Source organism: Paraburkholderia sp. Cpub6, assembly GCF_014201065.1.
GTDB lineage: Bacteria > Pseudomonadota > Gammaproteobacteria > Burkholderiales > Burkholderiaceae > Paraburkholderia > Paraburkholderia tuberum.
Map to the genome: position 1 here is coordinate 32,166 of NZ_JACHDM010000015.1, position 22,949 is coordinate 55,114.

Here is a 22,949-nt window from a genome sequence, read left to right on the forward strand (position 1 = left end):
ATCTACCCAGGGGCTGCTCTGTCGATAGGCTCCTGTTCGCGGTGATCTCCCGCTCGGCACGTTGCCCGGGCCATCGGTCAGAATCGCAAGAAGTGAGTTTGGCCTCGCGTTGGCGCGGCCTCCGAAACGCGCCGACAGATCAAACCAGCAGGTCGAGCGATCGACTCTGCTATCAGAGGAGCGACTGCGCCACCTGTCTCGACTTTAATCCGGCGTGCGTCTCCGGCCCGCGCTGTGCGAGTGGCGAGAGGTCGCGCCTGTTCTGGACAGCTGGTGCAACAGAAAACACCGTACATCGGCATCCCATCTCAAGTCGCGCCAGCTCATTCCTGTCTTTTCACCGCGCTATTGCGCGTATTGCGTTCGATCGCTGTGAGCAGTAGCAGCAAAGTCAGGAAACCTGTCAACGCGAGAAGAATTCCCAGCGACGAACCGAACTGAGCGTTTTTGCTCTCTGCCGCCTGAACGGCGCTTTGGGCCGCATCAATCCGCCCAATCTTGACACGGGCATACTGATCCATGGCCGCTGCAACATACCGCTCGCGGTTGTCCCATTCCCACGTAGCAGCGTGCTGCCCGGCAGCCGCAACAACGTCGGACAGCTCATCCAGGAACTGCTGTCGGTCGGCTTGGGGAATACGCTCGAGCCACGCCTCGAGCAGCGGTTGGCTTGCGTTATTCTGGTTCAACAGGGCATTAAGCGGAGCGGGGATAATTAATCCCGCGGCGCCAGCGACATCCGCCATGGCGTTGCCGTTCGCGCTGCCGATCTTCAGACCGTCATTGGCCGCCTCCGAACCCGCTATCGAAGAGAGTACCTCGCTCGCGCTGAGGGGCGGATCTGTGATAACAGCTGCCGTCCTCGGAACGCCAAGCGCAAACATTAATGCGATCATCGCCAAAATGGCGCCAACTAGCACGATGAGACATAGCACGCGCGCCATGCCCAATAGACGCTTTTCGATTCTGTCTGCGATCCCCATATGAACTCCGTCGATGTCTGTTCGACCTACCGTCGCCTTTGCCTCACGGCTTGCGCAGATAACGCTCCGAGAGCGCCTCGTACAGCGGTGGCGCAAAAAAGCGCGAGACGCGACTCGCGATGAGCGCCGTGGCCATCAGCGAGATAACGAGCGCGTGCCCGTTGATCATCTCGATGACGATCACGAACGCCGTGATTGGGCTCTGGGTGACCGCCGCCAGATAGCCGACCATGCCGAGCGCGATGAGCATCGGAAGCTGAATCTGCGAGAACGCCATGTGAACCGTGTTGCCGATGCCAGCCCCGATCGCAAGCGACGGGGCGAACAGGCCTCCGGGCGCGCCTGGCAGATACGATCCCACCATCGAGACCATCTTCAGGAGCGGGTATGCCGCGCTGACATGCGCGCTGCCTTCCAGCATGCTCCGCGCTTCGGCATAGCCGCTGCCAAATGTATGGCCATTTGCGCTCACGCCGACGACCGCAATGACCAGGCCGCATAGCGCGCCGAATAGCACAGGCCGCTTCACGCGCAGTTCGAGCAGAACTTCGGGCATCCAGCGCTTCGTGTTGAGCAACAGCCAGCAGAAGCATCCCCCTAGCGCGCCCGCAAGGACACCGATCAGCACTACGGCGAGGCTAATCCATCGGGGCAATCCCGACCCGATATCGATCGTGCCGAAATACACATAGTTTCCCTGAAGCCCAAGTGAAACGACGCCAGCGAAGATGATTGCCGTGATCAGCACGCCGCTCGCGCGCTCCTCGAAGCTGCGCATGAGTTCCTCAATGGCGAACACCACGCCTGCGAGCGGAGCATTGAATGCCGCCGACAAACCGGCGGCCGCACCCGCGAGCGCGAGTCTGCGCTCCAGCACGCCCGGCCGGATCGCCAGAAAACGCTTCGGGTAAAAGCGCCTCAGGCTGAACATCAGGGCGGCGCCAACATGAATGGTCGGACCTTCGCGGCCGATGGTAAAGCCACCGAGCAGGGCCAGGAACGAGACCAGAATCTTCCCAACGAGAATACGCAGTGTGAGCAGCCGTGGCCCGAGTTCGTTCGGCCCGTGCAGCATGGCGATCACCTGGGGGATACCGCTGCCCTCGGAACCGTCAAAGAAGCGCCGTGTAAGCCACACCGTAACGGCGCCTGCTGCGGGCGCCACAATCAGAGGCAGCCAGAACCGGTCAGCCGCATAGCGAAGGAACACAGCGTAGCCGAAATCGATCAGCTTCGCGTAAAGCACCGCGACCAGGCCTACGGCGATCGCCCCCAGCCAGAACACGCCATAGTGGAGCCATAGCCGGTTGATGCGTTGCAGCTTTCGACGGTCCATCAGCGCGAGAATGCGCACGATCTGTTCCCCTGTTTTTCTTCTAGGTTTTTTCCGGCCACGCCCTCACCGGCTGCATTTCGCGCCAGAAGCGCGACTCAGGCTTTCCGCGGTGACGGAACCTTCATATTGAACGCGATTGCGAGCCAGCACAATACGAGCCCGGAGCACGCGTAAAACACCGCGTTCGCGCCATCGTGTTTTAGAAGCCAGCCGCCAACCACGCCGCCGAGGGCAAGGCCAATCGACTGCGTGGTGTTGTATACGCCCGTGGCCGCACCCTTCCGATCGCCCGGCGCGAGCTTCGAGACGAGCGAGGGCTGCGACGCTTCGAGGATGTTAAAGCCGAGGAAATACACGAACAGCACGGCGGGCACGATAACGAGTGTATGTTCGAGCGAGCCAAGCAATAGCTGGCCAATGAGGATCAGACCGATTGCAGAAACGACCACGGCCTTCATTTTCCCCCGCTTCTCCGCGGCAATGATGGCCGGCACCATCATGACGAATGCAATACCCATGACCGGCAGATAGACCTTCCAGTGCAACGAGACCGGCAGCCCTGCGTCGACGAGCAGGCGAGGCACCACAAGGAACAGCGCCGTTTGCGTGGCGTGCAGTACGAGCACGCCGAAGTTCAGGCGCAGCAGCTCGACGTTGTGGAGCACTTCGGCAAATGGCGCCCGCAGGTGGACGGGCCGGTTCGGCGAATCCGGCACGACCCAGATCACCACGCCAACCGCGAGAATCGAGAGCGCGCCGACCAGCGAGAACAGGCCGCTCATCCCGAGCCAGTGGAACACCAGAGGCGCACCCACGATCGCCACCGCAAAAGAAATGCCGATCGAGGCACCCACCATCGCCATTGCTTTTGTGCGGTGCTGCTCGGTAGTGAAGTCGGCAATAGAAGCGAGCACCGCGGAGGAAACGGCGCCCATTCCCTGGATCACGCGACCGACGATTATCCACACAATATCGTGCGCCCCCGCGGCGACGAAGCTGCCGATCGCAAATATTACGAGACCCGTCGCGATAACTGGCTTGCGGCCAACCTTGTCGGAAACCCAGCCGTAGAAGATATAGAAAAGCGATTGAGTGACGCCGTACGCCCCCAGCGCGATGCCGACCAGCAGGAGATTGTCGCCGCCGGGAATGGTTTTCGCATACACCGAAAACACCGGCATGATCATGAAGAGACCGAGCATGCGCAGTGCAAAGATCGCTGCGAGCGACAGCGTCGCTCGCAGCTCGAGCGCACTCATGCGCGAGCGGGAAGTGGCCGATGTGGAAGTTGCGCTCATATCGTGTAAAAAAAAACCCAGCAGTCGCTGGGTGAAGATAGCTGCCGATGCTGCAGTCGGACGTGCTTGACCGGCAAGCTGAGGACACGTCGAAGTCACGCGATTCCGCGGCGCACCCGCTGAAAGCCTGTTGCAATATTATGGCACGACATGACATTTCTCAGAATTTAGACGCGAAAACTTAAACGAAACTTAAAACCCGGCCCGTGAGCCCTCGCTCGTGTCGCGCGCGGCACCGCCGCCGGCGTGCTGCTTGAGACCCTGGTGATCTGGGACAGCATGCTCTTTTATGCGGCCTTCAACGATCCCCAGACGGTCATTGGAACCCTGAGCGCCGCGAGGGCTCCCGCTCCCGGAAGTGGTTCGGATGCGGCCAGACCTCTCGTCCTACGGCCGCACGACGAAGGGCACGCGCGATTTACCGCTCGCGCAGATTACGTCGGATCGCAATCATTTAGCTTCGCGACATGTCGAGAATTATTGGCCCGATGCGGCAGGTCGCTAATAAATGATGCGTCGGCGCCGGGTTCGATGCGCGTGGCGACAATGATCCTTTGAACGTCAGGTCCAACGGTCTAAATACCCCAGAGAATATCGTCGCCATGGCGATGGGCCTCGCGCATCATGTCGAGCAATGGCCAGGCGCGATGTTCGACGGTCGCGGCCGCAGCACTGTTTGAACTATGGTCGTTCGGCACGTGATGCAGGACGTTGAGGGCTAATTCAGTGCGTGCCTGATCTTCGATAGCGCGTTCAAGTCGCGTTATCACCGTACCCAGTTCGTCGTGGCTGATGACGCCACGAGTGGCGACTTGCTTACCAATCGCTGCGAGGAGATATTCCGCGAGGTTCCGCAGCATGACGACGTCCGGAGTTGAACGGCACTTGAACGTAACAAGCATACAGACCTCTCCGCGAAGGACAACTGTGCCGTTGCGACGGCCGCCGAGACGGCCGCCTGATGCAATCGACGCTTATAACCAGTAACGAGGCTTGCGCTAATCCCGATATCCAAAGTGTAGGCCAATGTAGCACATTGTGCTATATAAACATCAGATGCGCGGACCATACCTTACCGGCGCGCAGGCAGGTCGACTTGAATCTAACTCGCGGGCAGCGCTCATTAGCTGCGCACGACGTTCGTTGTGTTGTGGCATAAGCGGAGGCAATAAATGCCATGATCGACTGCTCTTTGGGGGCGTGATGACCCTTCAGAATAAGCTAACGTTAAATTGTCCCTCTGTACCGCCAGGGACGCTTTGGCATCGCGGACAGATTCATCGTGCGCTCGCGGACGAGGCGGGATGCTCGGCAGGCTTCGAAGCCATTTGTGCGGTTTGTGCGTGCTGAGGAATGGCGTCCAGGTCGACCCAGTCATACCGCACGCTCGCCACCGCCTGCCGGAGGGCGTCATTTGCTTGATAGTACTGGTGATGAGAGATCAGCCTCGCAGCGTCATTGACGTCCGCGATCACCAGTTTTAGCGGAACGAGTTCCATGGTGTAGGCAACGTTGATATTCGCGACCTTCAGGGCGTTGAGCGCCTGATCCCGCTGACCTTGCTTGATGTGCTCATTCGCGGATGCCACCGCTTTGGATTTCTCGGAAGACTGGGCGAGATTGTCGGTGATAGTTACGTCAGCGCCAACTGGAAGCCACATCAGCTCCTGCGAAGCGCGAGCGACGTCCGCTTGGACATGCGGCGCGCTGGAAGCCGTGGGTGGAAGTTTCAAGTCTTTTTCAGCCTTGGTAAAAGCAGTATTGTCAGCCTGCGCTTCCTGCAGTGATTTCTGGGCGGCTTTTACAAGCGTGGCGGCCTCCGAACCGTTACCGTTGAAGATTGCGAGTCGCGCAAGTTCGATCTGCTGGAAGGCCTCGTTTCCTTTCCCCGAGACTTTGCCCATGTCCCACGCGACGGCCCGCGGGGACTCGGCGGCCTGCACGGTCGCACCACAATAGGCGGCGGAGAGCAACGCGCACGTGACAGCGATAACCTGATGCCTTTTCATGGTTCATTCTCCTCAGCGAGTGTCCAGTTCCAGACGTCGCATGCGGCCTTGCGCGCTCACATCGGCGGCGCATATGGCATGCGAGACTTTCACAGGGTTTAAACTTCGAACAGTTGACGCTTTAAAGCTAGGCCTTGGTGCTTAAAGGACGCTTAAGAAGGAGCCATCCGGACGCAAGGCGGCAGCACTGGGTAGTGCGAAGAACCGGACCTCGCCAGTTAGCGTTCGCATCACGGCTCGACATATGACCTGGCCGGCCGTGTGTTCAGGGACAAACCCGCCCCCAGAATCTTGATGTGCCCCGCTACATGTTTGCGTCGTCCACTACCGTCACTATCGGGAAAGATGAACAAGGCGAGGCATAGTCAGGCATGAGCCCGTACAACCTTCTTACTTGCAGCGCATCGCGTTCCAACCACCGCACGCGTCCGAGGCGCCGAGTCCGACTGTCGTGGAGGGCGAACAAAGAGAGCGTGCACGCTCGCCGCCTCTGCTGCGGTGGTCTGCCGTGCTCGACAACGGTGGGGTATGCATGAAGAGGGCGCTCATTCTGCCCTTCGCTTCCGGTTAGACAAGTCTTGCTCGATCCCCGCTCATTACATGAGCGCGACTCCCTGACCAGATCTCACCGTTGGAAGTCTGGCTTGCAGTTCAGGCGGGTACTCGGGTAGTCGCTTCAAGCGCCCCGCTAACGGATAGAGCTTCCGTTGACTCCTCCCTCGCTGAACGATGGCGTTGCCGGTCAACTCGTCGCGTCCATTCGCTCCATCATTGCTCGCGTCTGCTCGACGCCCAACGCGCAGCGCATTGCGAGCCTCATCACGATCACGCTCCAGAGTGCCACTAGAAGAATGTCCCAACCGAATCCGATCACACCGAGTCCGCCACCGATGCCGCCGAGCCAAGACAATAACCAGATGCCCCCAAACCATGGCAACAGCCACGCAATGTTGTTCCAGCCGAAGTCTTTCGCAGCTTTGCGCAAGACGATGTGGTAGTACGCCGCGTAGAGTACGAAACCGATCGCCACCAGCGCAAACAGAAAGGTGTTCGTTGCAAAGCCAGTCCAATATATTACGAGGTTGCTGCAGATAAATGCGACTGGTGCCAGCACGGGCGCGGCCCACATGCGAAATGGACGATGCAGTTCCGGAAGGTTACGGCGCAACACCAGCAACGCGACCGGACCAAGACCATATGTCAGCACCGTAACCGACGTAATGTAGTCGACCATCTTCTGCCATGCAGGAAACGGCAGCAGGAAAATGGTGCCAACGACCCACATCACGAGAACCGCCAGCCATGGCACCTTGTTGCGGTTCAGCTTTGTCAGCACGCGGGGACCTGCCTCCATTTCGCCCGTAGCAAAGAGGACGCGCGATCCGCCGGTTACATACATCAGCCCCGTGCCGCCAGGCGATATATAGGCGTCGATATATAGAAGCGTCGCCATCCAGCCGAGCCCGAGCGTCGCGGCAAGTCCGGCGAACGGTCCCATTTCCCCCTTGAAGCTGAGGTGTGCCCATCCGTGCGCGAGATCGACCGGCGACAGCGCCCAGATAAAGGCCACTTGCAACATGATGTAAACCACTGCAGCGAGCACGACCGAGCCAATCACGGCTAGCGGAATGTCGCGATGTGGATTGGCCGTTTCGCCGCCGAGGTCGATCGCAGTACGGAAGCCCAAATAGCTGAAAACGATACCTGCTGCGGGAAGTGCCGTGAACATGCCGGAGAGCTTGTAGGTGTCAGGCGCCGCACGCACGACATCCCAGTGGGTGCTCGCTGCCATCAAGCCGACGATGGTCAGTATCGGTACCAGAATTTTCCACCACGTAATGGTTGAATTGATGTTGAGCAGCCATCTGATCACCATCAGATTCAGCAGCGCGGTTATTCCGAGCAAACCGGCGCACACGAAGAAGCCCGCCAAACTCAGCACCCCGGCGGAGCCAGGACGGATTAGCCATGGCAGATAGTTGCTTGCATAAGTGACGATTGCTTCGGCTTCGACTGCAGGCACCGGGACATAGGCGAGGAAGAGCAGCCAGCACCACAACCTTCCAAGTCCGTCGCCATGGCTCGCGTGGCTCATATGAACCAGCGCCCCACTACGAGGAAAAACGGCGGCAAGCTCCGCAAAACATAGCGCAATCAGCATGATGATGACAGCGCCGAGCGCCCAACTGCCTATGCTCAACGGACCGGCTATTCTCGATGCATGGTAGGCGCCGAACAGCCACCCTGAACCAATCATGCTAGTGGTGCTTGCGAACAGCAACCCCACTATCCCAGCATCGCGACGCAGTTTGCCCGATAGCGTCAGGTCGGAAATCGTGCTCATTTCTGGTCTCCTTGCGCCTGCCCCGAAGTTCGGTTTTTGAACCGGCGTTGCGCGAAAGAGGTGGTGCGCATCCGCGCACCGTCATACATGAACGGCTCACCCTGAACGCTTCGACCGCAAAGACGGCGATAAAATCCCCGCCGTGAACCGAAGCGACAATTAAAGGGCTTGGAAATGCCTGTGCGCTTCGGCGAGCGTTAGTTCACACTGTGCCATTTCAAATTCGTGGCATGGCTTCATGCGATTCAAGCATCGTCGAGCATGCGCCAATCGCTCGCACTGGCCCCGGCCAGAGTACGCACACGAGCTTCGTCGCGCGCAAGTTCTTGCGCGGATCCGGAAAAAACGACCCGACCATCGTCCAGCACGCAAGCCGCGTCGGCAATCTCGACAGCCGCTCGAACGTTCTGCTCAACCAGAAGTACCGACATGCCTTCGGCGCGCATTCTGACGATAACATCAAACACTTCCTGCACCATCAGCGGTGCGAGACCTTGAGACGGCTCATCGAGAAGCAGTACGCGTGGGTTGAGCAGCAGGCCGCGTGCGATCGCGAGCATTTCCTGCTCCCCTCCGGAGAGTTGCCGGCCCTTGTTGTTCCGACGCTCGCGTAACCGGGGAAAAAGCTCAAACACACGTGCGATCGTCCAAGGACCGGTGCGCCCGTTGGGCACAAGCAGATTTTCTTCCACGCTGAGACTCGCGAATATGCGCCTACCCTCCGGCACATATCCGACACCGAGCGCCGCGACCCGGTCTGGCGGCCAGCCGGTCGTTTCGCGGCCTAGAATGTTCACCCTTCCCGCGCGTGGCCGGGTCAATCCCATCAGGCTTCGCATGGTTGTCGTCTTGCCGGCGCCGTTGCGCCCTACCAGGGCGACAATCTGGCCGTCGTCAACGTCCACCGATACGCCATGCAGAATATGGCTCTTGCCGTACCAGGTCTGCAGTCCCTCGGCAACCAGGGCACTCATTTTGCTGTTCCCAGATAGGCTGCTTGCACGGCTTGATTGCCGGTGATTTCTTCGGGCGTTCCTTCTGCCAGAATCCTGCCTTCGGCGAGCACCATGATGCGCTGTGCCAGTTGGAAGATGACGCGCATGTCGTGCTCGATCAGAATCATCGTCAGCGATCGATCGCGGTGCAGGCGTCGTATCAGTTGCGTCACGTCGTAGGTTTCCTGATCTCCCATCCCCGCGGTCGGTTCGTCGAGGAGCAGGAGCCTGGGTTCGAGTGCGAGCGACATGATGATTTCCGTGGCTCGCTGGTCGCCAAGCGACAGCTCACCCACCAGCCGGCGAGCACGCTGCTCGAGTCCGCCGAGCACGAGCAATTCTTCCAGCCGCTGGTTGACGGTCGTGCGCGCCGCCCTCGAGAGCCACGCCGAGAGCCTGTGCCCGGCCCGAAGTTCGACCGGAATCCGCAGATTATCGCGAACGGACAACTCAGGAAAAACTTCCGTAATCTGGAAAGTCCGCGCCATTCCCATGGCAACGCGGCGATGAGGCGCAAGCCGGGTCACGTCGCGTCCGTCGAACTCGATACGCCCCGACGTAGGCGGAAAGAACCCACTGATCAGGTTGAAGAACGTCGTCTTTCCTGCACCGTTAGGCCCAATTACCGCGCGAAGCTCACCGGCTTCCACAGTCAGGCAAACATCGCTAACCGCGCGAAGATTGCCGAACCGGTGAGATACGTGATCGACTACGAGCAGGCTCATGAACGTACCCCGCCCGTCCGGATGCCCAGCACGCCACGGGGAAAGAACAGAACGACGAGGATGAACAGCAGGCCGATAAACGACATCCAGTTCTCAGTCCGTGTGGAGATGTAATCCTGAACCAGCACGAAGACGGCCGCGCCGATCAGCGGTCCCCACAACGAGCGCATTCCCCCCAGCACGGCCATGATCACAAAATCGCCTGACTGGTCCCACCGCAGATCATGCGGATCGGCGAAGTTATTGAGCAGCGCGTACAAGGTACCGGCAAAACTCACGAAAAAGCAGGAGATCACGAACGACAGCCAGATATGCTGCTCCACCGGCAGCCCCAGGAAGCGCGCCCGTTTTTCGTTCTCGCGTATCGCCAGAAGCGTACGGCCAAACGGAGAGCGCAACAGCGCAGTCATGACGCCAACCGACACGGCAAAGCAAAGCAAAACGAAATAGTAAAACACGGTGCTGTTGCCAAGAATGTCGATTCTCTGCTGGCCAAAGTGGAGAGGCATGCGATGCCATCCCGAGAGCCCATCGTCGCCGCCAGTCACGGCGTTCCAGCGAAAGGCGACGAAGTAGAACACCTGGCCGAATGCGATCGTCGCCATCGCGAAATAGACGCCCCGAAGCCTGACAATCAGCGCGCCGATGAGCGCCGCCGCCAGCGTGCCGGCCGCGACCCCAATGACGATACCAAGCGGCGTATTCGGCACCAGATAACGGATCGTCATACCAACGCCATAGGCGCCGAGACCAAAATATGCCGCGTGACCGAACGACAACACGCCTGTAAAACCGAGTAGAAAATTGAGCGCCATCGCCGCCAATGCCATTACTACTACGCGTGTACCAAGTGCCGTATAGCCGCCGAGCCAGGTGATCCAGTACGGCATGGCTGCGAGCGCCAGCCAGACCGCCGCATCCCCCGCGAGTTGCAGTGATGATCTCACTGGACCCTCCCTTCCTCACCCAGCAGTCCGCGCGGACGTACGAGCAGCACTAGCCCCATCAGGACGTAAATCACCGCTTCGGTCGCGGACGGGAAAAAGACAGAGGTCAGGCCAGAGGCGACGCCAATGAGAATGCCACCGAGCAGCGTACCCGGCAGGCTGCCCAGTCCCCCGACGATGATCGCAACGAAACTCGGCATGATGAGCGAATCACCGATGGTCGGTTGCAGTCCGAGCATGCCGGCTGCCAGTACGCCAGCCAGCCCCGCGAGAAAGATGCCGAGGCCGAAATTCATGCTGCGAAGCCACCGTACATTCACGCCCAGTGTCGCGACCGTTTCGAGGTCTCCGACACCAGCGCGGATACGAATGCCGGATCGAGTGAACTTCAGGAACATGAAGAGCGCCGCCACGACGATCACAACCAGTACGACCATGAACACACGATAGCCCGTTAGAAAGAAGAACGAGGACGTCAATGGCTGGTTCAGTGCGTCCGGAATCTGATATGGCAATGTCTGAGGGCCCCAGATATAGCGGCTACCGTCTTGCAGCAGAAACGCGAGCCCGAACGTGAGCAGCAGACTGTATAGGGGATCTCTTCCATACAGCGGGCGAATCAGTACCCGCTCGATCAGCAGTCCGATAGCAGCCGTCAGCAAGGGTGCAATAACAAGCGCCGCCCAGAAGCCGACATACGGCATGATCGTGTAGGCGAGGTAAGCGCCAATTGCCAGGAATCCGCCGTGCGCGAAGTTGATGACACCGCTCAGATTCAGGATCAGCGACAGGCCAAGCGCCATTAGCGCGTAAAACGCGCCAATGACGATACCGTTGAATACGTTGAACAGGATCAGTTGCGTCATACCGTTACCTGTGCTGCCGACGTCCGAGACCGATGTCCCGGCTCATCGGTCGCGCGGCAGTTGCGGCAGCGCGACGTCATTAGGCACTCAGCCCCTGTCTGGCTCCCCGAACCGGTCATGCCCATGTGAGACGGCAGCCGGTTTCGCTGACCGGCAGCGCCGCGTCGATGCCCTTTACCAGCTGATCGACGTGGAATAGATCATCAGGTCTAGGCCCCTGCGCTACCGCATGTCCCACATAGAGATCCGGCATGAGCTGATGGTTGCCGGCCCGATAGAACGGTATGTCCGGCATCAGCGCTACGTCCGGCGGCAACTTGAAGCCTTCGAGCGCCCGCGCCAGTTTCACCGCGTCAAGCGTCTTCTCCTGATTAGCGACGAGTGCAACGCTATTGACAGCGACGTGCCCGAACCAGTGTCTGGCAGTCGGCACTCTCCCGGCCTTCTTACGGATGCCGGCCACGTATTCCGCTACGTGGGGCACGTTGGGCTGGTCCCAGTACCACTCGAATACCCACGTACCGATTCGCGCATCCGGCGGCAAGCCTTCGAGCACCTCCAGTTCCTGCTGCGCCCCGGCGATGTGGAAACGCTTGTTAAGGCCGAACTGCACCGCCTGCTTAAGCGAATTGACAGCATCCTGACCTGCGGTAAGAAACAGGATGACGTCAGGATCGGCAGCCTGCGCCTTGATCAAATATGACGAATAGTCGGTGGTGCCAAGCGGCGCCAACGCGGCTCCAGCCTCCACCCCTCCGAACTTCTTCAGGCTCGCCTCGAAGCCGAGTTGCAAGGTGTGGCCAAATGCGTAATCGGGGGTGATGAAAAACCATTTTTTTCCGTACCGGTCGAACAGGACCTTCGATACCGAGTTGGTTTCCATCCTCGTCGTATTGCAGACCCGAAAGACGTTCCAGTGACAATCTGTACCGGTCACGGCGTCGGTATGCCCACCCGTCACAATATGCAGTGTTTTCAATTCGTTTGAAACCTGCCCGATCGCAAGCGCCATAGCCGAGTTGACATTGCCAAGCAGGAAGTCCACCTTGTCACGTTCGATCAGCTTGCGCGCCTTCTGTACAGCAGCGCCAGTATCCGCGCTGGTGGAATCCTCCACGATGAGCTGAACCGGACGACCCAATATGCCCCCGCGCGCATTGATCTGATCGATCGCGTATTCGCAACCCATTTGCTCGTTCTTGCCGAGTTCGGCGTACGTACCTGTCAACGGGTCGTCGAGCCCGAATTTGATTGGAACCTCTCCGCGCGCCTTGATGATGAAGGGTGCGCCGATCTGCGCAATTCCGGCAGCGGCAGCAGCCTTCAGTACGAGCCGGCGATGCCGTCGGCCCGCGGTCGATAGTCTTCTCATTTCGGTCTCCCACAGAATGGACACGTCCGAGCAATGCTCGCGCTCTCCTCCTGGAAAGCTGGTTCCGATTTCTACGCTTCGGATTTCCAACGCATATCAAATGTTAGTGCACGATATGACGTAATTCCATGAGATGTAACGAAACGTCTGAGTGCCAGCCGGTCTATCGCGGTGATTCAACGCGCACCGGCGCGGTGCGCGGGTAAAGCGCTTCAGTAAATGTCCGGGGATGCGCATGAAAGAGACTCGGGAAAACCTCCACTCTGAAGAACCCTTCCTCCATTGAGGCATGGAACAACTCCGATGCTCGCGCCGGGTGTTGGGAGATCTGGCAGCATCGTCGGCAGTGGTCGCGCTCGCAACCGATCCGGTTGTCAAAGATTGCGCCAAAGCGAAGGCGAAGGCGAAGGCGAAATTGTGGGACCACATCGGCGTTTCGTGCGCGGCGTCCGTTACAGAGATGGCCGATTTCGAATGGGTGAGTTCCCCTCCACAATCAGGCAAGACCACCCACGGCCCTCGCTACCGCGATTGAGATGATTAATCGAGGCTCGAAGCCCCGAAACCCAACGCGCTGAGTGCAAAACTTCCTGCGCCAAACGCATTACGTGACGGCGTGTATGCATCGTCAAACGCCAGGATTTCGCCGTGCGCTGCCAGTGATATGTCCGCCAAAGAAGACCGGGAATACGGATCGGCTCGCTCCGGATACCATGATGTCGTTGGAGAGGATACTGCCTCAGAGGTCGAGCCTCTGCTCGAAGACCTCATCTTGGCCCATGGACCAGAGGAATCCAGCGGCACTAACTCGTCCAGCATCCGATCACTTGTCATCGCGTTCACGCTACCGCAAATGGCTGTCGCGACCAACAGCACGGCCTTGGTGAGCTTGCGAAGGAGTTTTGATGGGTCTGGCGCGGACTTCATGAATGATCGCTGTATCACTTCAGAATTCAGACGTTTGGAACTTGCCGCCTCACGCCACAGTCGCTGCATGATAGCGGGTGGCCTCTGCCAAATAAATCTGTGTTTACTCCCTATCTGCGAGTGCAGCGCACCGATGGATCCCGTACCCGGTGCTCACCCCGATGATCGGATATGGCCCTGCAGCGGCCGCGCATGCCTTGTCCCAGCCATCTATCCGACAATTTGCGCAAGATCACGCCGCTCATGCGTGCCTCGAAGCTGCGGGTCAATTCGTTGATGGCAAAGACCGCGTTCACAAGCGGCGCATTGAACGTCGCCGACAGGCCTGTGGGGGCGCCGGCGAACGCGAGCCTGTGCTCGAGATCGACGCCGCGGATGGTCCGAAATCGCGCGGGATGGAAGTGCCGCAGGTTAAGCATCAGCGATGCGCCGACGTGGATCGTCGGCACGCCGCCATATGTCACAATCTGCGTCAATCAGATGCGCTTCCAGCACTGCGGCGAGAGCGGTGACCAACGGGCTCACCCAGAAGATTCCATAGTGGAACCAAAGCCGCCGAACATGTTGCAGCGTTCTTCTGTCCAGGACGCGGAAGAAAGTGGCAGACGGTTTCAACGTCAGATATGGATCAACGCAAAAAAAGCCCAGCCGTGAAGCTGGGCGGAGGGGAATCGCCTTCTGTCGCCTGAAAACGAGTGGGCTTGCTGCCGGACCATACGCCATAACATGCAATATCGGCACGCCAGGTCCCATACCAATAGCCCTTAGGATAAGCACGTTGTGACATTTATTCAAGCGATTCCTGCATCTTTTTCGTAAAACCAGGAAGGGGGAACACGGGCAGGAGTTCATTCAGATGACCTTCGTGAGAAAACGGCGGCGGCTCCGATGGCGGCATCGCCTGGGAAAATACGGAGGCACACCACGCAAACGCCACATAGACTTCAAGACGTCGCTTCCCTCGACGTACTGCCCTGCTCCACGTCGACACTTTTCTGGAAGACAGAATGAAAAAATGCACGATCCGGCTCACCTTCGTGATGCTCGCGCTGCTCGCCGGATGTCATTCGGAAACGAAAACGCCGCAAACGGTCACATCGAGCGGCCAGGCTGCCAATGCGTCGGCGCTCAGTACCGGTCCCTCGACGATCGACGAACTGAACAATCCCAACAGTCCGCTTGCAAAGCGAAGCATCTATTTCGATTTCGACAGCTATACGGTCAGGGATGACTATCAGGCGCTACTCCAGGCACATGCGGACTATCTGCGCCGGCATCCGTCCCAGCATGTGCTGATACAGGGCAACACCGACGAGCGCGGCACCACCGAATACAATCTCGCCCTGGGCGAGCGGCGCTCGCAGGCCGTCATGCGTGAGCTGGAAACGCTTGGCGTGCCCGTGACGCAACTGGAAGCCGTCAGCCTGGGCAAAGAAAAACCGGTTGCGCTGGGGCACGACGAGGCGTCGTGGTCGCAGAATCGCCGCGCCGACCTGGTGTACCGCTAATTGCGCAGCGCACGACGCGCGGACCAGTTCAAAGCCCGAAGTACCAGAGCCGCACGTCCTCTTCCTCCGACCATATCTGCACGTCCAGCATCTCGTCGAATTCGACCGGCTCGCCCCGGTACATGCAGCAGAACCCGCGCTCGGTGCGATAGACGATCACCCACTCGCGCGGGTCGGGGGTTGCGTCGGGCGAACGGTCTTCCCGTGTGCTCCCGGAATCCGCAAGGTGCGCTGCGGCCTTGAGCCGCTCGCGCAACGTCCGCCACTCAGTTTTCAGCTTCACGGTCGCTCACCTTGAGACCCCTGCCGTGCACGGCATACGAAGCGTCGTTGACGCGCACGGATTGCGTCGACGTGGCGGTCCTTGCGCGAGCCCGGGGCTGGAAAATATCGATACTGCGCGCGACGGCGTCCGCAATATGCTCCTTCGCAATCACGCCGGACACGTCGAACGCGCCATCGACAGCGGCATCGACGAGGACCACCGCCATCACCGCGCGGCGCTGCCGGAGTTCGCTGATCACTTCAAACGCCGCTTCGGATCGCTTCACGACGATGAAGTTGCGATTCGCGAGCTGCCCGATCGTGACCGTCGGATTGTCATGGCTGACCGCGCGGCGCAGGCCGGTGTTGATGCGCAGCACGCCGTACAGCATGCCTGCCTTCGTGACGACGATGTGCCGGAACGGCGCGATGCCCATGCGATCGAGGAGATCGCGAAACGGGACGTCCGCGTCGAGCACCAGTATGTCGGCCTCCATGATCGCCCCCGCGTTCTGCACGAGAAACATATTGGCGTGCAACGCATCTGGAATGACATGACCGCGCCTGACGAGTTTCATCGTGTAGATCGTCTCGCGCGAGAGGAGCCGGCGGGTGCCGATGCTGAACGCAACCGCAAGTATCATCGGCAGCACGATGTCGTAATCGCGCGTCATTTCGAAGATCATCGCCACTGCCGTCATCGCGGCACCCGTGCCGCCCGCGACCACCGCCCCCATGCCGACCATCGCGAATGCAGGCACGCTGACCGGAGCGGCCGGCACCAGCAGATGGAACAGGGACGCCAGCGCGGCGCCCAACGTCGCGCCGATGAACAGCGACGGCGAGAATACGCCGCCCGACGAGCCGGAGCCGAGGCTAACCGACGTCGCGGCGATCTTGCACAGCGCAAGCAGCAGCAGGAACAGGCCACCTTGCAACTGTTCATTGAGCGTCGCCTGGATCGTTGCGTAGCCCACGCCTTCCACGTAGTAGTGGCCTGCGTAGCGCATCAGCAGATACATCATTGCGCCGACGAACAGCATGCCGAGCGCGTGGCGCGCAAAACGCCCCGGAACGCGCTCGAAGGCGTCCTCCGCCCAGTGCAATACGCGAATCAGCAACGCGGCCGCCACGCCCGCCACGACCCCGAGCAGCGCGTAAAGCAGCAGCGTGAAGCCGCTCGCGAGATGGTTATCGAGCGCTCCGAGCTGAGGGGGAACCAGGAAAGCCGCTGCTCCGCCAAAGAACAGCCGTCCCACGAACGTGGCGGTGCCCGTTGCCAGTGCGACGGGCAGAAAAGTCCCCACGCTGATTTCCGGCATCATCAGCTCGGTCGCGAACAATACGCCGCCGATCGGCGTATTGAACGTCGCGGCAATGCCGGCCCCCGCGCCGCTCGCAACGAGAATGATCCGCTGACTGGCGGGCATCCGCAGCCACTGACCCAGCGTCGAGCCCAGTGCCGAACCGATCTGGATGATCGGACCTTCCCGGCCCACCGCCGCACCAGTGCCGATCGCGATGGCCGATGCGAGCGACTTGACGACCGCCACGACCGGACGGATCACGCCGCCCCCGAAATAGATCGCGTCCATCACTTCTGGCACGCCATGCCCTTTTGCTTCCGGTGCAAAGCGGCTTACCAGCCACGTGACCGCGAAGCCGCCTGCTACCGGCACGAGAATCACCCATGCGCCCCACGGCGACGGCGGGGTAAACTGGCTCGCGTCGTAGAGCGGCGAAAGGCGTCCGAGAAACGCCGCATTATGGATAGTGCCGATCAGCATCCTGAACACGACCGCGCCAAAACCGGTCACGATCCCGAGGCAGAACCCCAGCATGCTCATGCGATAGAGGTCGAGCGGCTTCGCGACTTCTTGCGCATTTTCAGGAGGCGCCGAATCTCCTTCCTTGCCGTCGAGCTTCGTGGGGGCCATATCCCGCCTCTCCTCGCATGACAACACCGCGTCATCGTTCGGTGCGGAAGCCTCGAGCGGTCCCATGCACGCAAAACAAGGTCCACGCAGAAAGAAGCCGAGCGGTCTTGGGGGGATGATCGAACATCGCACCGCCCGCCTGAATCGGTCGGTGCGACCGGGTAGACAGGCCTCGGCAATCATGTCATGTCGTGCCATGCACTATAGTCCCATCAACGCGTGTTCACCAACCTTGACGCTCGTGGCGATACGGAACACCCACCGTTCACCGCATCCAGATCCGGCGCGGGCACGCAATCCATCTGATACGATTTTGCGCTGTCACCCCGTCACGCCCCATTGCCGGTGCGCTTTGCGATAGAGCAACAGGATTTCAGCAAGGCTGCAGAGAATCCGGTTTCAGGCGCCCGGTCCATGTTCCGAACGAGACAGGTAGCAAAGTGAAGCAAACATCACCGCACATCCGGGTCGGCATGCCCAACAAGCAGGATCTCGAAGCCATGTCGGCATTCCGTTACCAGTTACGCAGGTTCCTGCGGTATTCGGAAGAAATTACTCACGCGGAAGGAGTCACGCCTCTGCAATATCAGATGCTCCTTCACGTCAGGGGATTTCCCGACCGCTCCTGGGCCAGTATCGGCGAGCTGGCTGAACGGTTGCAGGCAGCGCCCAACGGCACCGCGGCGCTCGTGTCCCGCTGCGAAGCCGCCGGGCTCGTCGAGCGTCGCCCCGACGCTTCCGACCGGCGACTCGTGCAGGTCCACCTGACGGAAAAAGGCGAGCGGTGCCTGTTGAAGCTCGCGATGCTGCACAAGCGGGAAATCGAGTCATTCGGTTGGGCGCTGGGGCAGTTTCAGGTTCAACAGACACCACTGGTTGGCGGAGCGGCCAAATCGCCAGATTGGTGATCATGCAGCGTCGCCAGGGATGAGCATCCGTCGACGGCCGGCGCGCCAGCGACGATCTCCGCGTGCCAGCCCTTTAGCCCGCGTCCGTACGACCCATTCTCAAGACATCCGGGACCGCTTGGGCTAATGGGTGATTACCCTCGCACGGACGCGCCAGAAGCTTTGAGGCCTGCCTTAATTGGGGCGATCGTACTTGTCATGCCAGGAGCGGCGCCTGTGGCGCGAAGTCCGCTGGATGACATTTTCCGATGGACGCGAGTGGCTCGACGCCCCTCAGCGGCCACTGCTCGCCGCTTCGTGCGGAGCCGCACTGGAGGCGCCTCCCGATTCGGCGGCACGTTCGACAGGTGGCCAAAGTGCCTTGCTAAATGCCCTATCGTGCGCTAAAAAACATTTACTTCCTTCGCGTGTCTACTGGCCGTCCGGCCAATGCCATGGACGCCCCCACTCCAGCGAGCACGACTGTCCATGAGTCTTCTTGAGCTCAGAGGCGTTTCCAGGCATTTCGGCGCCATTCAGGCCCTGATCGACGTGACGCTCAGTCTGGAGCCAGGTCAGGTCGTGGGGCTCATGGGCGATAACGGGGCCGGGAAATCGACTTTGGTGAAGGTCGTCGCCGGCAACTTTCCACCTTCGCACGGCGAAATTCTCATCGATGGAAATCCCGTGCATTTCAACAAGCCGGTCGACGCGCGCGCGCGCGGCATCGAAGTCGTCTATCAGGATCTCGCGCTCTGCGACAACCTGACGGCAGCCGCCAACGTTTTCCTTGGCCGCGAACTGCGGGTCGGGTTCGGGCCTATCCGCGTGCTCGATCACGCGACCATGTATCGGCGTGCGGGTGAACTGTTCAAGGCACTGAAGTCCGAGACGCGCCCGCGCGACCTCGTCAGGCAAATGTCGGGGGGACAGCGGCAGGCGGTGGCCATCGCCCGCACGCGCCTCTCGGAAGCGAGGCTCGTTCTCATGGACGAGCCGACCGCCTCGATCAGTGTGCGCCAGGTCGTCGAGGTGCTCGATCTCATCAGACGCCTGTCCGAACACGGTATCGCCGTCATCCTCATCAGCCACCGCATGCCTGACGTATTCGCCGTCGCCCACCGGGTGGTTGTCATGCGGCGCGGGCGCAAGGTCGCGGACAAGAAGACCGAAGAGTCCTCCCCGGAAGAAGTGACCGGACTGATCACCGGCGCCATCGCCGCTGCCTGAACCTGCCTCGCATCGGAGCCACCACATTGAACGACGCGCCGCGAAGGCCCCCTACAGTGCCGCCATTGCTCGATGATCCACAGTCCGCGAGGACGCATACTCGCTGGTCGGGATTGCTCGCAAGCCAGGTGTTCTGGGTCGTGCTGGCAACGATCGTCGCCTGTATCGCCCTGTCTTTTGCGACCTCGACCTTCGCGACCTCCGAGAATCTTTTCAACGTTACGCGAAACTTCGCCTTCGTCGCCATCGTGGCGCTGGGAATGATGGCGGTGATCGTCACGGGCGGCATCGACATTTCGGTTGGCTCGACGATCGGCATCAGCGGTATCGTGCTCTCGGTCGTCATGAACGCGGGCTACCCGATCTGGGCCGGTATCGGCATGGGACTACTGACCGCCGGGCTGGTCGGCCTCGTCAACGGCTTGCTCATCGCGTATCTCGGCATGCAGCCTTTCGTCGTGACGCTCGCCATGCTGAGCGTCGGCCGCAGCCTCGCACTCGTGATCTCCCGCAGCCGGACCATTTTCGATTTCGGCCCCGACGGGAGCAAGCTCCTCGCGCTCGGCGGCGGCGCGACGCTCGGCGTCGCCAATCCGGTGTGGTTTCTGATCCTGCTTGGGCTGTTGTTCTGGTTCGCGTTCGGCTGGACGCGCTGGGGCCGCTATGTATTCGCGATCGGCGGCAACCGTCATGCGGCGACTCTCACCGGCGTACCGGTGCGCCGCATCGTTTGTTCCGTCTACATGCTCTGCGGCCTCATGGCGGGCGTCGCGGCGATTCTCGAAGTCGGCTGGCTAGGCGCGGTGACGACAGGCCTCGGCACGGGCGACGAACTGCGCGTGATCGCTGCTACCGTGGTCGGCGGGACCAATCTGGCCGGCGGGGTTGGCAGCGCCTTCGGCACGATCGTCGGCGCGGCACTCATCGAGGTCATCCGCAACAGCCTGATCCTGCTTGGCGTCGACGCGTTCTGGCAGGGCACGGTCGTCGGCAGCTTCATCGTCGTCGCGGTGCTCTTTAACAGGCTCGGTGGCGAGCGGCAAGGAGATTGAAATGTCGTTGGACGCACCGGCCGCTTCCCGGCCGGTGCCGCGGGAAGCGGGTGCGGCCGGATTGGACGCGGAACTGCCGCACGCATGGGTTCACAAGACCGCGAGGATCCGCTCCAGGGCCGAGTTCCGATTTCGGGCCTGACGTTGGATCGTTATGAAGACTGTGTAGGCCGACATGGGCACCGTAGAGCCGGCGCCGAACAGGAGGAAGCAATGAAGAAACTGTGGATGTGTCTTGCTGCGGCTGGAGGACTTGCGATGCTGGCGTCCTCGGGCTTCGCGGCCGATAAGACCCTTGCGCTGGTGGTGAAGGGTCTCGACAACCCGTACTTCGACCTCATGCATCAAGGATGCGAACGGGCGAACAAGGAACTCAACAAGCAAGGCTACAACTGCTACTACACCGGTCCCGCGACCGCCGCGGACGAGAGCGCGCAAGTGCAGATCATCGACGACCTGCTGACCAAGGGCGTCGCGAGCATGGCGATCTCGCCAGCGAACGCGCCGGCTGTGGCGGAGGTGCTGCGCCGCCGCGGCGGATCGGTCCCGGTCATCACCGCGGATGCCGATCTGCTGCCGAAGGATGCGTCACTGCGCAAGAGCTATGTCGGCACCGACAACTACGAACTGGGCGCCAAGCTTGGCGAGCAGTTGAAGATGCTGATGCCGAAAGGCGGCAATGTCTGCCTGGTGATGGGCAATCCGGCAGCGGAGAACATCAACCAGCGGGCCCAGGGTGCGCGCGATGTGCTCTCCGGGAAGAAAGGGATCACGAAGCTCGCTGGCGAGAACGGCTGGCATGAGATCAGTGGCTGTCCGCTCTACGTGAACGACGACGCCGCCAAGGCGAACCAGATGATGCAGGACACGCTGACCGCCCACCCTACCGGTCTCGACGCCTTTCTGCTAGCGGGCGGCTGGCCTCTCTTTGCGCCGCAGGCCTTTTCGCAGGTTGTCGCGCCGATAATGGACAAGATCAAGAACGGCAAGTTCGTGATCGTCTCGGCGGATACGCTCGGGCCCGAACTGCAAGCGCTCAAGGACCACAAGGTGAATGTGCTCGTCGGCCAGCGGCCCGAGGAAATGGGCTACCGCGCCGCGATGGTCATGCGTGACCTCGCGGAAGGGAAGTCGGTACCTCCGGTCATTCACACCGGACTCGACGTCTGCACATGGAAGAACGCCGACACTTGCCTGAAGCATTGAAGGCCGGCGGCCCACATTATCACGATAACGCGGGAGCCGGATCGACACCGAGCCGACTCTGCGCTGCCTCAATGCATCGACGACACCATTTGCCTGCTCTTCCTGAAAGAGGCCGGGCGCGGCATTGAACACCAATAGCGCGCCGACAATGCACGCTTCGACACGTTCGCCGTTGATCAGTTGAAGGGTGATCGCCGACTCGAGCATCGAGAGTACGGGCGCCCAAAACCGTGCCGGGATACGCGTCGGCCCTCCGATGCGATGCTCGTTGAGCTCGTTCCTGCCGCGCTCGCTCAGCAGACGCGCGGCTTGCGCGCTGGTCAGCCCCAAATGCGACGTGCTGCCGGATGTCGTTGTCATGGGCCAAGGTCACGGTAGCGGCTGTTCGTGTAAGGCAATGCTCACAGCGACATCCAGACAAATGGCTTTCTTGCGTTGCGGCACCATAATCAACAAGGGGGCCAACGTGCCGCATCGCCCTCGAAAGCGGACAACAGGATGTGGCACACCGCAATTCCTGCTGAGCGTATGCGCATCGTTAACCTCGCCTTAAGTTGCCGAGGAGTACGCTGATTACATGAGAAATCCCACGGCTCGAAGCATCGCTCTGGTTTGGTCAGTCATCCCAAACATGACTTCGCCAAGCATCAGATAAGCTTCGCATCCTGGACTTCTCTCACGTTCTTCTCATTGCACTGACCACCCCAACTGGAGGCGTTCATGAAATCGACTCTTTCCGCGATCGGCGCTGTTGGCATCCTGCTCGCACCGCTTCTGTGTTTGGCTCAGCCGACGCACTCTCCGACGCGCGCTGAAGTTCACGCACAGCTGATCCAGCTGGAAAACGCAGGATATAACCCGGCAAAACGCGACGATGCCCGCTATCCAACCGATATCCAGAAGGCTGAAACACGCGTTGCTGCACGTGGGACGGGCAACGACTATTCGACATCGGGCATGGGCACGACTACTGGCAGTACTGCTGAGTCGGGGGGACATGGAGCCTTGCGAAGCACCACTTCGACACTGTATGAACATCACTGAGCGTTTCCGGCGCATGTGA

General features: G+C 60.4%; 21 protein-coding genes and 2 pseudogenes. 8 read left to right on the forward strand and 15 right to left on the reverse strand.

Features of this window, described 5'->3' with window-relative positions; genetic code table 11:
- Nucleotides 1-323: 323 nt before the first annotated feature.
- The 5 genes from HDG33_RS23180 to HDG33_RS23200 form a co-directional block, all read right to left on the reverse strand.
- Nucleotides 324-983: a hypothetical protein gene (locus HDG33_RS23180; protein ID WP_184033912.1), complete on the reverse strand. Its 660-nt coding sequence runs from the start codon at nucleotides 981-983 to the stop codon at nucleotides 324-326.
- Nucleotides 984-1,026: 43 nt separating this feature from the next.
- Entirely contained in the window at nucleotides 1,027-2,319 is a 1,293-nt protein-coding gene (locus HDG33_RS23185) for a chloride channel protein (protein ID WP_184034238.1), read from the reverse strand.
- 95 nt (nucleotides 2,320-2,414) lie between these two features.
- Nucleotides 2,415-3,578: an MFS transporter gene (locus HDG33_RS23190; RefSeq protein WP_184034241.1), complete on the reverse strand. Its 1,164-nt coding sequence runs from the start codon at nucleotides 3,576-3,578 to the stop codon at nucleotides 2,415-2,417.
- A gap of 614 nt (nucleotides 3,579-4,192) precedes the next feature.
- On the reverse strand, nucleotides 4,193-4,519 hold the full coding sequence (locus tag HDG33_RS23195; protein ID WP_184033915.1) for a DUF1840 domain-containing protein: 327 nt from the start codon (nucleotides 4,517-4,519) through the stop codon (nucleotides 4,193-4,195).
- 375 nt (nucleotides 4,520-4,894) lie between these two features.
- Nucleotides 4,895-5,626 (reverse strand): YfdX family protein, encoded by a 732-nt coding sequence (locus HDG33_RS23200; protein WP_184033918.1) that lies wholly within the window; start codon nucleotides 5,624-5,626, stop codon nucleotides 4,895-4,897.
- A 231-nt stretch (nucleotides 5,627-5,857) separates the two neighbouring features.
- Here HDG33_RS23200 and HDG33_RS23205 point away from each other — a divergent pair.
- Nucleotides 5,858-5,991: pseudogene (locus HDG33_RS23205) on the forward strand (ubiquinol-cytochrome c reductase iron-sulfur subunit); the annotation flags it as partial.
- Nucleotides 5,992-6,368: 377 nt separating this feature from the next.
- Here HDG33_RS23205 and HDG33_RS23210 read toward each other — a convergent pair.
- The 6 genes from HDG33_RS23210 to HDG33_RS23235 form a co-directional block, all read right to left on the reverse strand.
- Nucleotides 6,369-7,970, reverse strand: coding sequence for an APC family permease (locus tag HDG33_RS23210; protein WP_184033921.1), 1,602 nt, complete (start codon nucleotides 7,968-7,970; stop codon nucleotides 6,369-6,371).
- Between the two features lie 245 nt (nucleotides 7,971-8,215).
- Nucleotides 8,216-8,944, reverse strand: coding sequence for an ABC transporter ATP-binding protein (locus HDG33_RS23215; RefSeq protein WP_184033925.1), 729 nt, complete (start codon nucleotides 8,942-8,944; stop codon nucleotides 8,216-8,218).
- Nucleotides 8,941-9,690 (reverse strand): ABC transporter ATP-binding protein, encoded by a 750-nt coding sequence (locus HDG33_RS23220; protein WP_184033928.1) that lies wholly within the window; start codon nucleotides 9,688-9,690, stop codon nucleotides 8,941-8,943. Before HDG33_RS23220 ends, HDG33_RS23215 begins: the two co-directional genes overlap by 4 nt.
- A complete protein-coding gene (locus HDG33_RS23225) occupies nucleotides 9,687-10,580 on the reverse strand; it encodes a branched-chain amino acid ABC transporter permease (RefSeq protein ID WP_260330577.1) in 894 nt (297 codons plus the stop codon). The genes HDG33_RS23220 and HDG33_RS23225 overlap by 4 nt, the downstream gene beginning before the upstream one ends.
- Before the next feature lie 53 nt (nucleotides 10,581-10,633).
- The gene (locus tag HDG33_RS23230; protein WP_184033934.1) at nucleotides 10,634-11,503 is read right to left on the reverse strand and encodes a branched-chain amino acid ABC transporter permease; all 870 of its coding nucleotides are present in this window, start codon (nucleotides 11,501-11,503) and stop codon (nucleotides 10,634-10,636) included.
- A 115-nt stretch (nucleotides 11,504-11,618) separates the two neighbouring features.
- The gene (locus tag HDG33_RS23235; RefSeq protein WP_184033937.1) at nucleotides 11,619-12,875 is read right to left on the reverse strand and encodes an ABC transporter substrate-binding protein; all 1,257 of its coding nucleotides are present in this window, start codon (nucleotides 12,873-12,875) and stop codon (nucleotides 11,619-11,621) included.
- 289 nt (nucleotides 12,876-13,164) lie between these two features.
- On the opposite strand from HDG33_RS23235, the gene HDG33_RS23240 reads away from it, so the two are divergent.
- Nucleotides 13,165-13,410: a hypothetical protein gene (locus tag HDG33_RS23240; RefSeq protein ID WP_184033939.1), complete on the forward strand. Its 246-nt coding sequence runs from the start codon at nucleotides 13,165-13,167 to the stop codon at nucleotides 13,408-13,410.
- A 502-nt stretch (nucleotides 13,411-13,912) separates the two neighbouring features.
- On the opposite strand, the gene HDG33_RS38100 is transcribed toward HDG33_RS23240, so the two are convergent.
- A complete protein-coding gene (locus HDG33_RS38100; protein WP_311548376.1) occupies nucleotides 13,913-14,278 on the reverse strand; it encodes a chloride channel protein in 366 nt (121 codons plus the stop codon).
- A gap of 531 nt (nucleotides 14,279-14,809) precedes the next feature.
- On the opposite strand from HDG33_RS38100, the gene pal reads away from it, so the two are divergent.
- Entirely contained in the window at nucleotides 14,810-15,310 is a 501-nt protein-coding gene (gene pal, locus HDG33_RS23250; protein WP_184033942.1) for a peptidoglycan-associated lipoprotein Pal, read from the forward strand.
- Between the two features lie 28 nt (nucleotides 15,311-15,338).
- Here the strand turns inward: pal and HDG33_RS23255 are convergent, their stop codons facing one another.
- Nucleotides 15,339-15,593, reverse strand: coding sequence for a hypothetical protein (locus HDG33_RS23255; RefSeq protein ID WP_184033945.1), 255 nt, complete (start codon nucleotides 15,591-15,593; stop codon nucleotides 15,339-15,341).
- Entirely contained in the window at nucleotides 15,577-17,511 is a 1,935-nt protein-coding gene (locus HDG33_RS23260) for a chloride channel protein (protein ID WP_184033948.1), read from the reverse strand. Before HDG33_RS23260 ends, HDG33_RS23255 begins: the two co-directional genes overlap by 17 nt.
- A gap of 473 nt (nucleotides 17,512-17,984) precedes the next feature.
- Between HDG33_RS23260 and HDG33_RS23265 the strand changes: the two genes are divergently transcribed.
- The 4 genes from HDG33_RS23265 (at nucleotide 17,985) to HDG33_RS23280 (ending at nucleotide 21,886) form a co-directional block, all read left to right on the forward strand.
- Nucleotides 17,985-18,419: a MarR family winged helix-turn-helix transcriptional regulator gene (locus HDG33_RS23265; RefSeq protein WP_184034244.1), complete on the forward strand. Its 435-nt coding sequence runs from the start codon at nucleotides 17,985-17,987 to the stop codon at nucleotides 18,417-18,419.
- A 468-nt stretch (nucleotides 18,420-18,887) separates the two neighbouring features.
- Nucleotides 18,888-19,628 carry an ATP-binding cassette domain-containing protein gene (locus HDG33_RS23270; RefSeq protein ID WP_184033951.1) on the forward strand — a complete coding sequence of 247 codons (741 nt, stop codon included), beginning with the start codon at nucleotides 18,888-18,890 and terminating at the stop codon, nucleotides 19,626-19,628.
- 113 nt (nucleotides 19,629-19,741) lie between these two features.
- Nucleotides 19,742-20,680, forward strand: a complete 939-nt coding sequence (locus HDG33_RS23275) for an ABC transporter permease (RefSeq protein ID WP_221311512.1) — start codon at nucleotides 19,742-19,744, stop codon at nucleotides 20,678-20,680.
- Between the two features lie 84 nt (nucleotides 20,681-20,764).
- The gene (locus HDG33_RS23280; protein WP_260330570.1) at nucleotides 20,765-21,886 is read left to right on the forward strand and encodes a sugar-binding protein; all 1,122 of its coding nucleotides are present in this window, start codon (nucleotides 20,765-20,767) and stop codon (nucleotides 21,884-21,886) included.
- A 201-nt stretch (nucleotides 21,887-22,087) separates the two neighbouring features.
- On the opposite strand, the pseudogene HDG33_RS38385 reads toward HDG33_RS23280, so the two are convergent.
- Nucleotides 22,088-22,246: pseudogene (locus HDG33_RS38385) on the reverse strand (cation-transporting P-type ATPase); the annotation flags it as partial.
- Nucleotides 22,247-22,606: 360 nt separating this feature from the next.
- Here HDG33_RS38385 and HDG33_RS23285 point away from each other — a divergent pair.
- Nucleotides 22,607-22,930: a DUF4148 domain-containing protein gene (locus tag HDG33_RS23285; protein ID WP_184033960.1), complete on the forward strand. Its 324-nt coding sequence runs from the start codon at nucleotides 22,607-22,609 to the stop codon at nucleotides 22,928-22,930.
- Nucleotides 22,931-22,949 lie beyond the last annotated feature (19 nt).

What these genes read in the sequence shown, in the direction of transcription:
- HDG33_RS23180 (WP_184033912.1), bottom strand. Translation starts at nt 983, where the DNA reads ATGGGGATCGCAGACAGAATCGAAAAGCGTCTATTGGGCATGGCGCGC.
- HDG33_RS23185 (WP_184034238.1), bottom strand. Translation starts at nt 2,319, where the DNA reads ATGGACCGTCGAAAGCTGCAACGCATCAACCGGCTATGGCTCCACTAT.
- HDG33_RS23190 (WP_184034241.1), bottom strand. Translation starts at nt 3,578, where the DNA reads ATGAGTGCGCTCGAGCTGCGAGCGACGCTGTCGCTCGCAGCGATCTTT.
- HDG33_RS23195 (WP_184033915.1), bottom strand. Translation starts at nt 4,519, where the DNA reads ATGCTTGTTACGTTCAAGTGCCGTTCAACTCCGGACGTCGTCATGCTG.
- HDG33_RS23200 (WP_184033918.1), bottom strand. Translation starts at nt 5,626, where the DNA reads ATGAAAAGGCATCAGGTTATCGCTGTCACGTGCGCGTTGCTCTCCGCC.
- HDG33_RS23210 (WP_184033921.1), bottom strand. Translation starts at nt 7,970, where the DNA reads ATGAGCACGATTTCCGACCTGACGCTATCGGGCAAACTGCGTCGCGAT.
- HDG33_RS23215 (WP_184033925.1), bottom strand. Translation starts at nt 8,944, where the DNA reads ATGAGTGCCCTGGTTGCCGAGGGACTGCAGACCTGGTACGGCAAGAGC.
- HDG33_RS23220 (WP_184033928.1), bottom strand. Translation starts at nt 9,690, where the DNA reads ATGAGCCTGCTCGTAGTCGATCACGTATCTCACCGGTTCGGCAATCTT.
- HDG33_RS23225 (WP_260330577.1), bottom strand. Translation starts at nt 10,580, where the DNA reads ATGCCGTACTGGATCACCTGGCTCGGCGGCTATACGGCACTTGGTACA.
- HDG33_RS23230 (WP_184033934.1), bottom strand. Translation starts at nt 11,503, where the DNA reads ATGACGCAACTGATCCTGTTCAACGTATTCAACGGTATCGTCATTGGC.
- HDG33_RS23235 (WP_184033937.1), bottom strand. Translation starts at nt 12,875, where the DNA reads ATGAGAAGACTATCGACCGCGGGCCGACGGCATCGCCGGCTCGTACTG.
- HDG33_RS23240 (WP_184033939.1), top strand. Translation starts at nt 13,165, where the DNA reads ATGGAACAACTCCGATGCTCGCGCCGGGTGTTGGGAGATCTGGCAGCA.
- pal (WP_184033942.1), top strand. Translation starts at nt 14,810, where the DNA reads ATGAAAAAATGCACGATCCGGCTCACCTTCGTGATGCTCGCGCTGCTC.
- HDG33_RS23260 (WP_184033948.1), bottom strand. Translation starts at nt 17,511, where the DNA reads ATGGCCCCCACGAAGCTCGACGGCAAGGAAGGAGATTCGGCGCCTCCT.
- HDG33_RS23265 (WP_184034244.1), top strand. Translation starts at nt 17,985, where the DNA reads ATGCCCAACAAGCAGGATCTCGAAGCCATGTCGGCATTCCGTTACCAG.
- HDG33_RS23270 (WP_184033951.1), top strand. Translation starts at nt 18,888, where the DNA reads ATGAGTCTTCTTGAGCTCAGAGGCGTTTCCAGGCATTTCGGCGCCATT.
- HDG33_RS23280 (WP_260330570.1), top strand. Translation starts at nt 20,765, where the DNA reads ATGGGTTCACAAGACCGCGAGGATCCGCTCCAGGGCCGAGTTCCGATT.
- HDG33_RS23285 (WP_184033960.1), top strand. Translation starts at nt 22,607, where the DNA reads ATGAAATCGACTCTTTCCGCGATCGGCGCTGTTGGCATCCTGCTCGCA.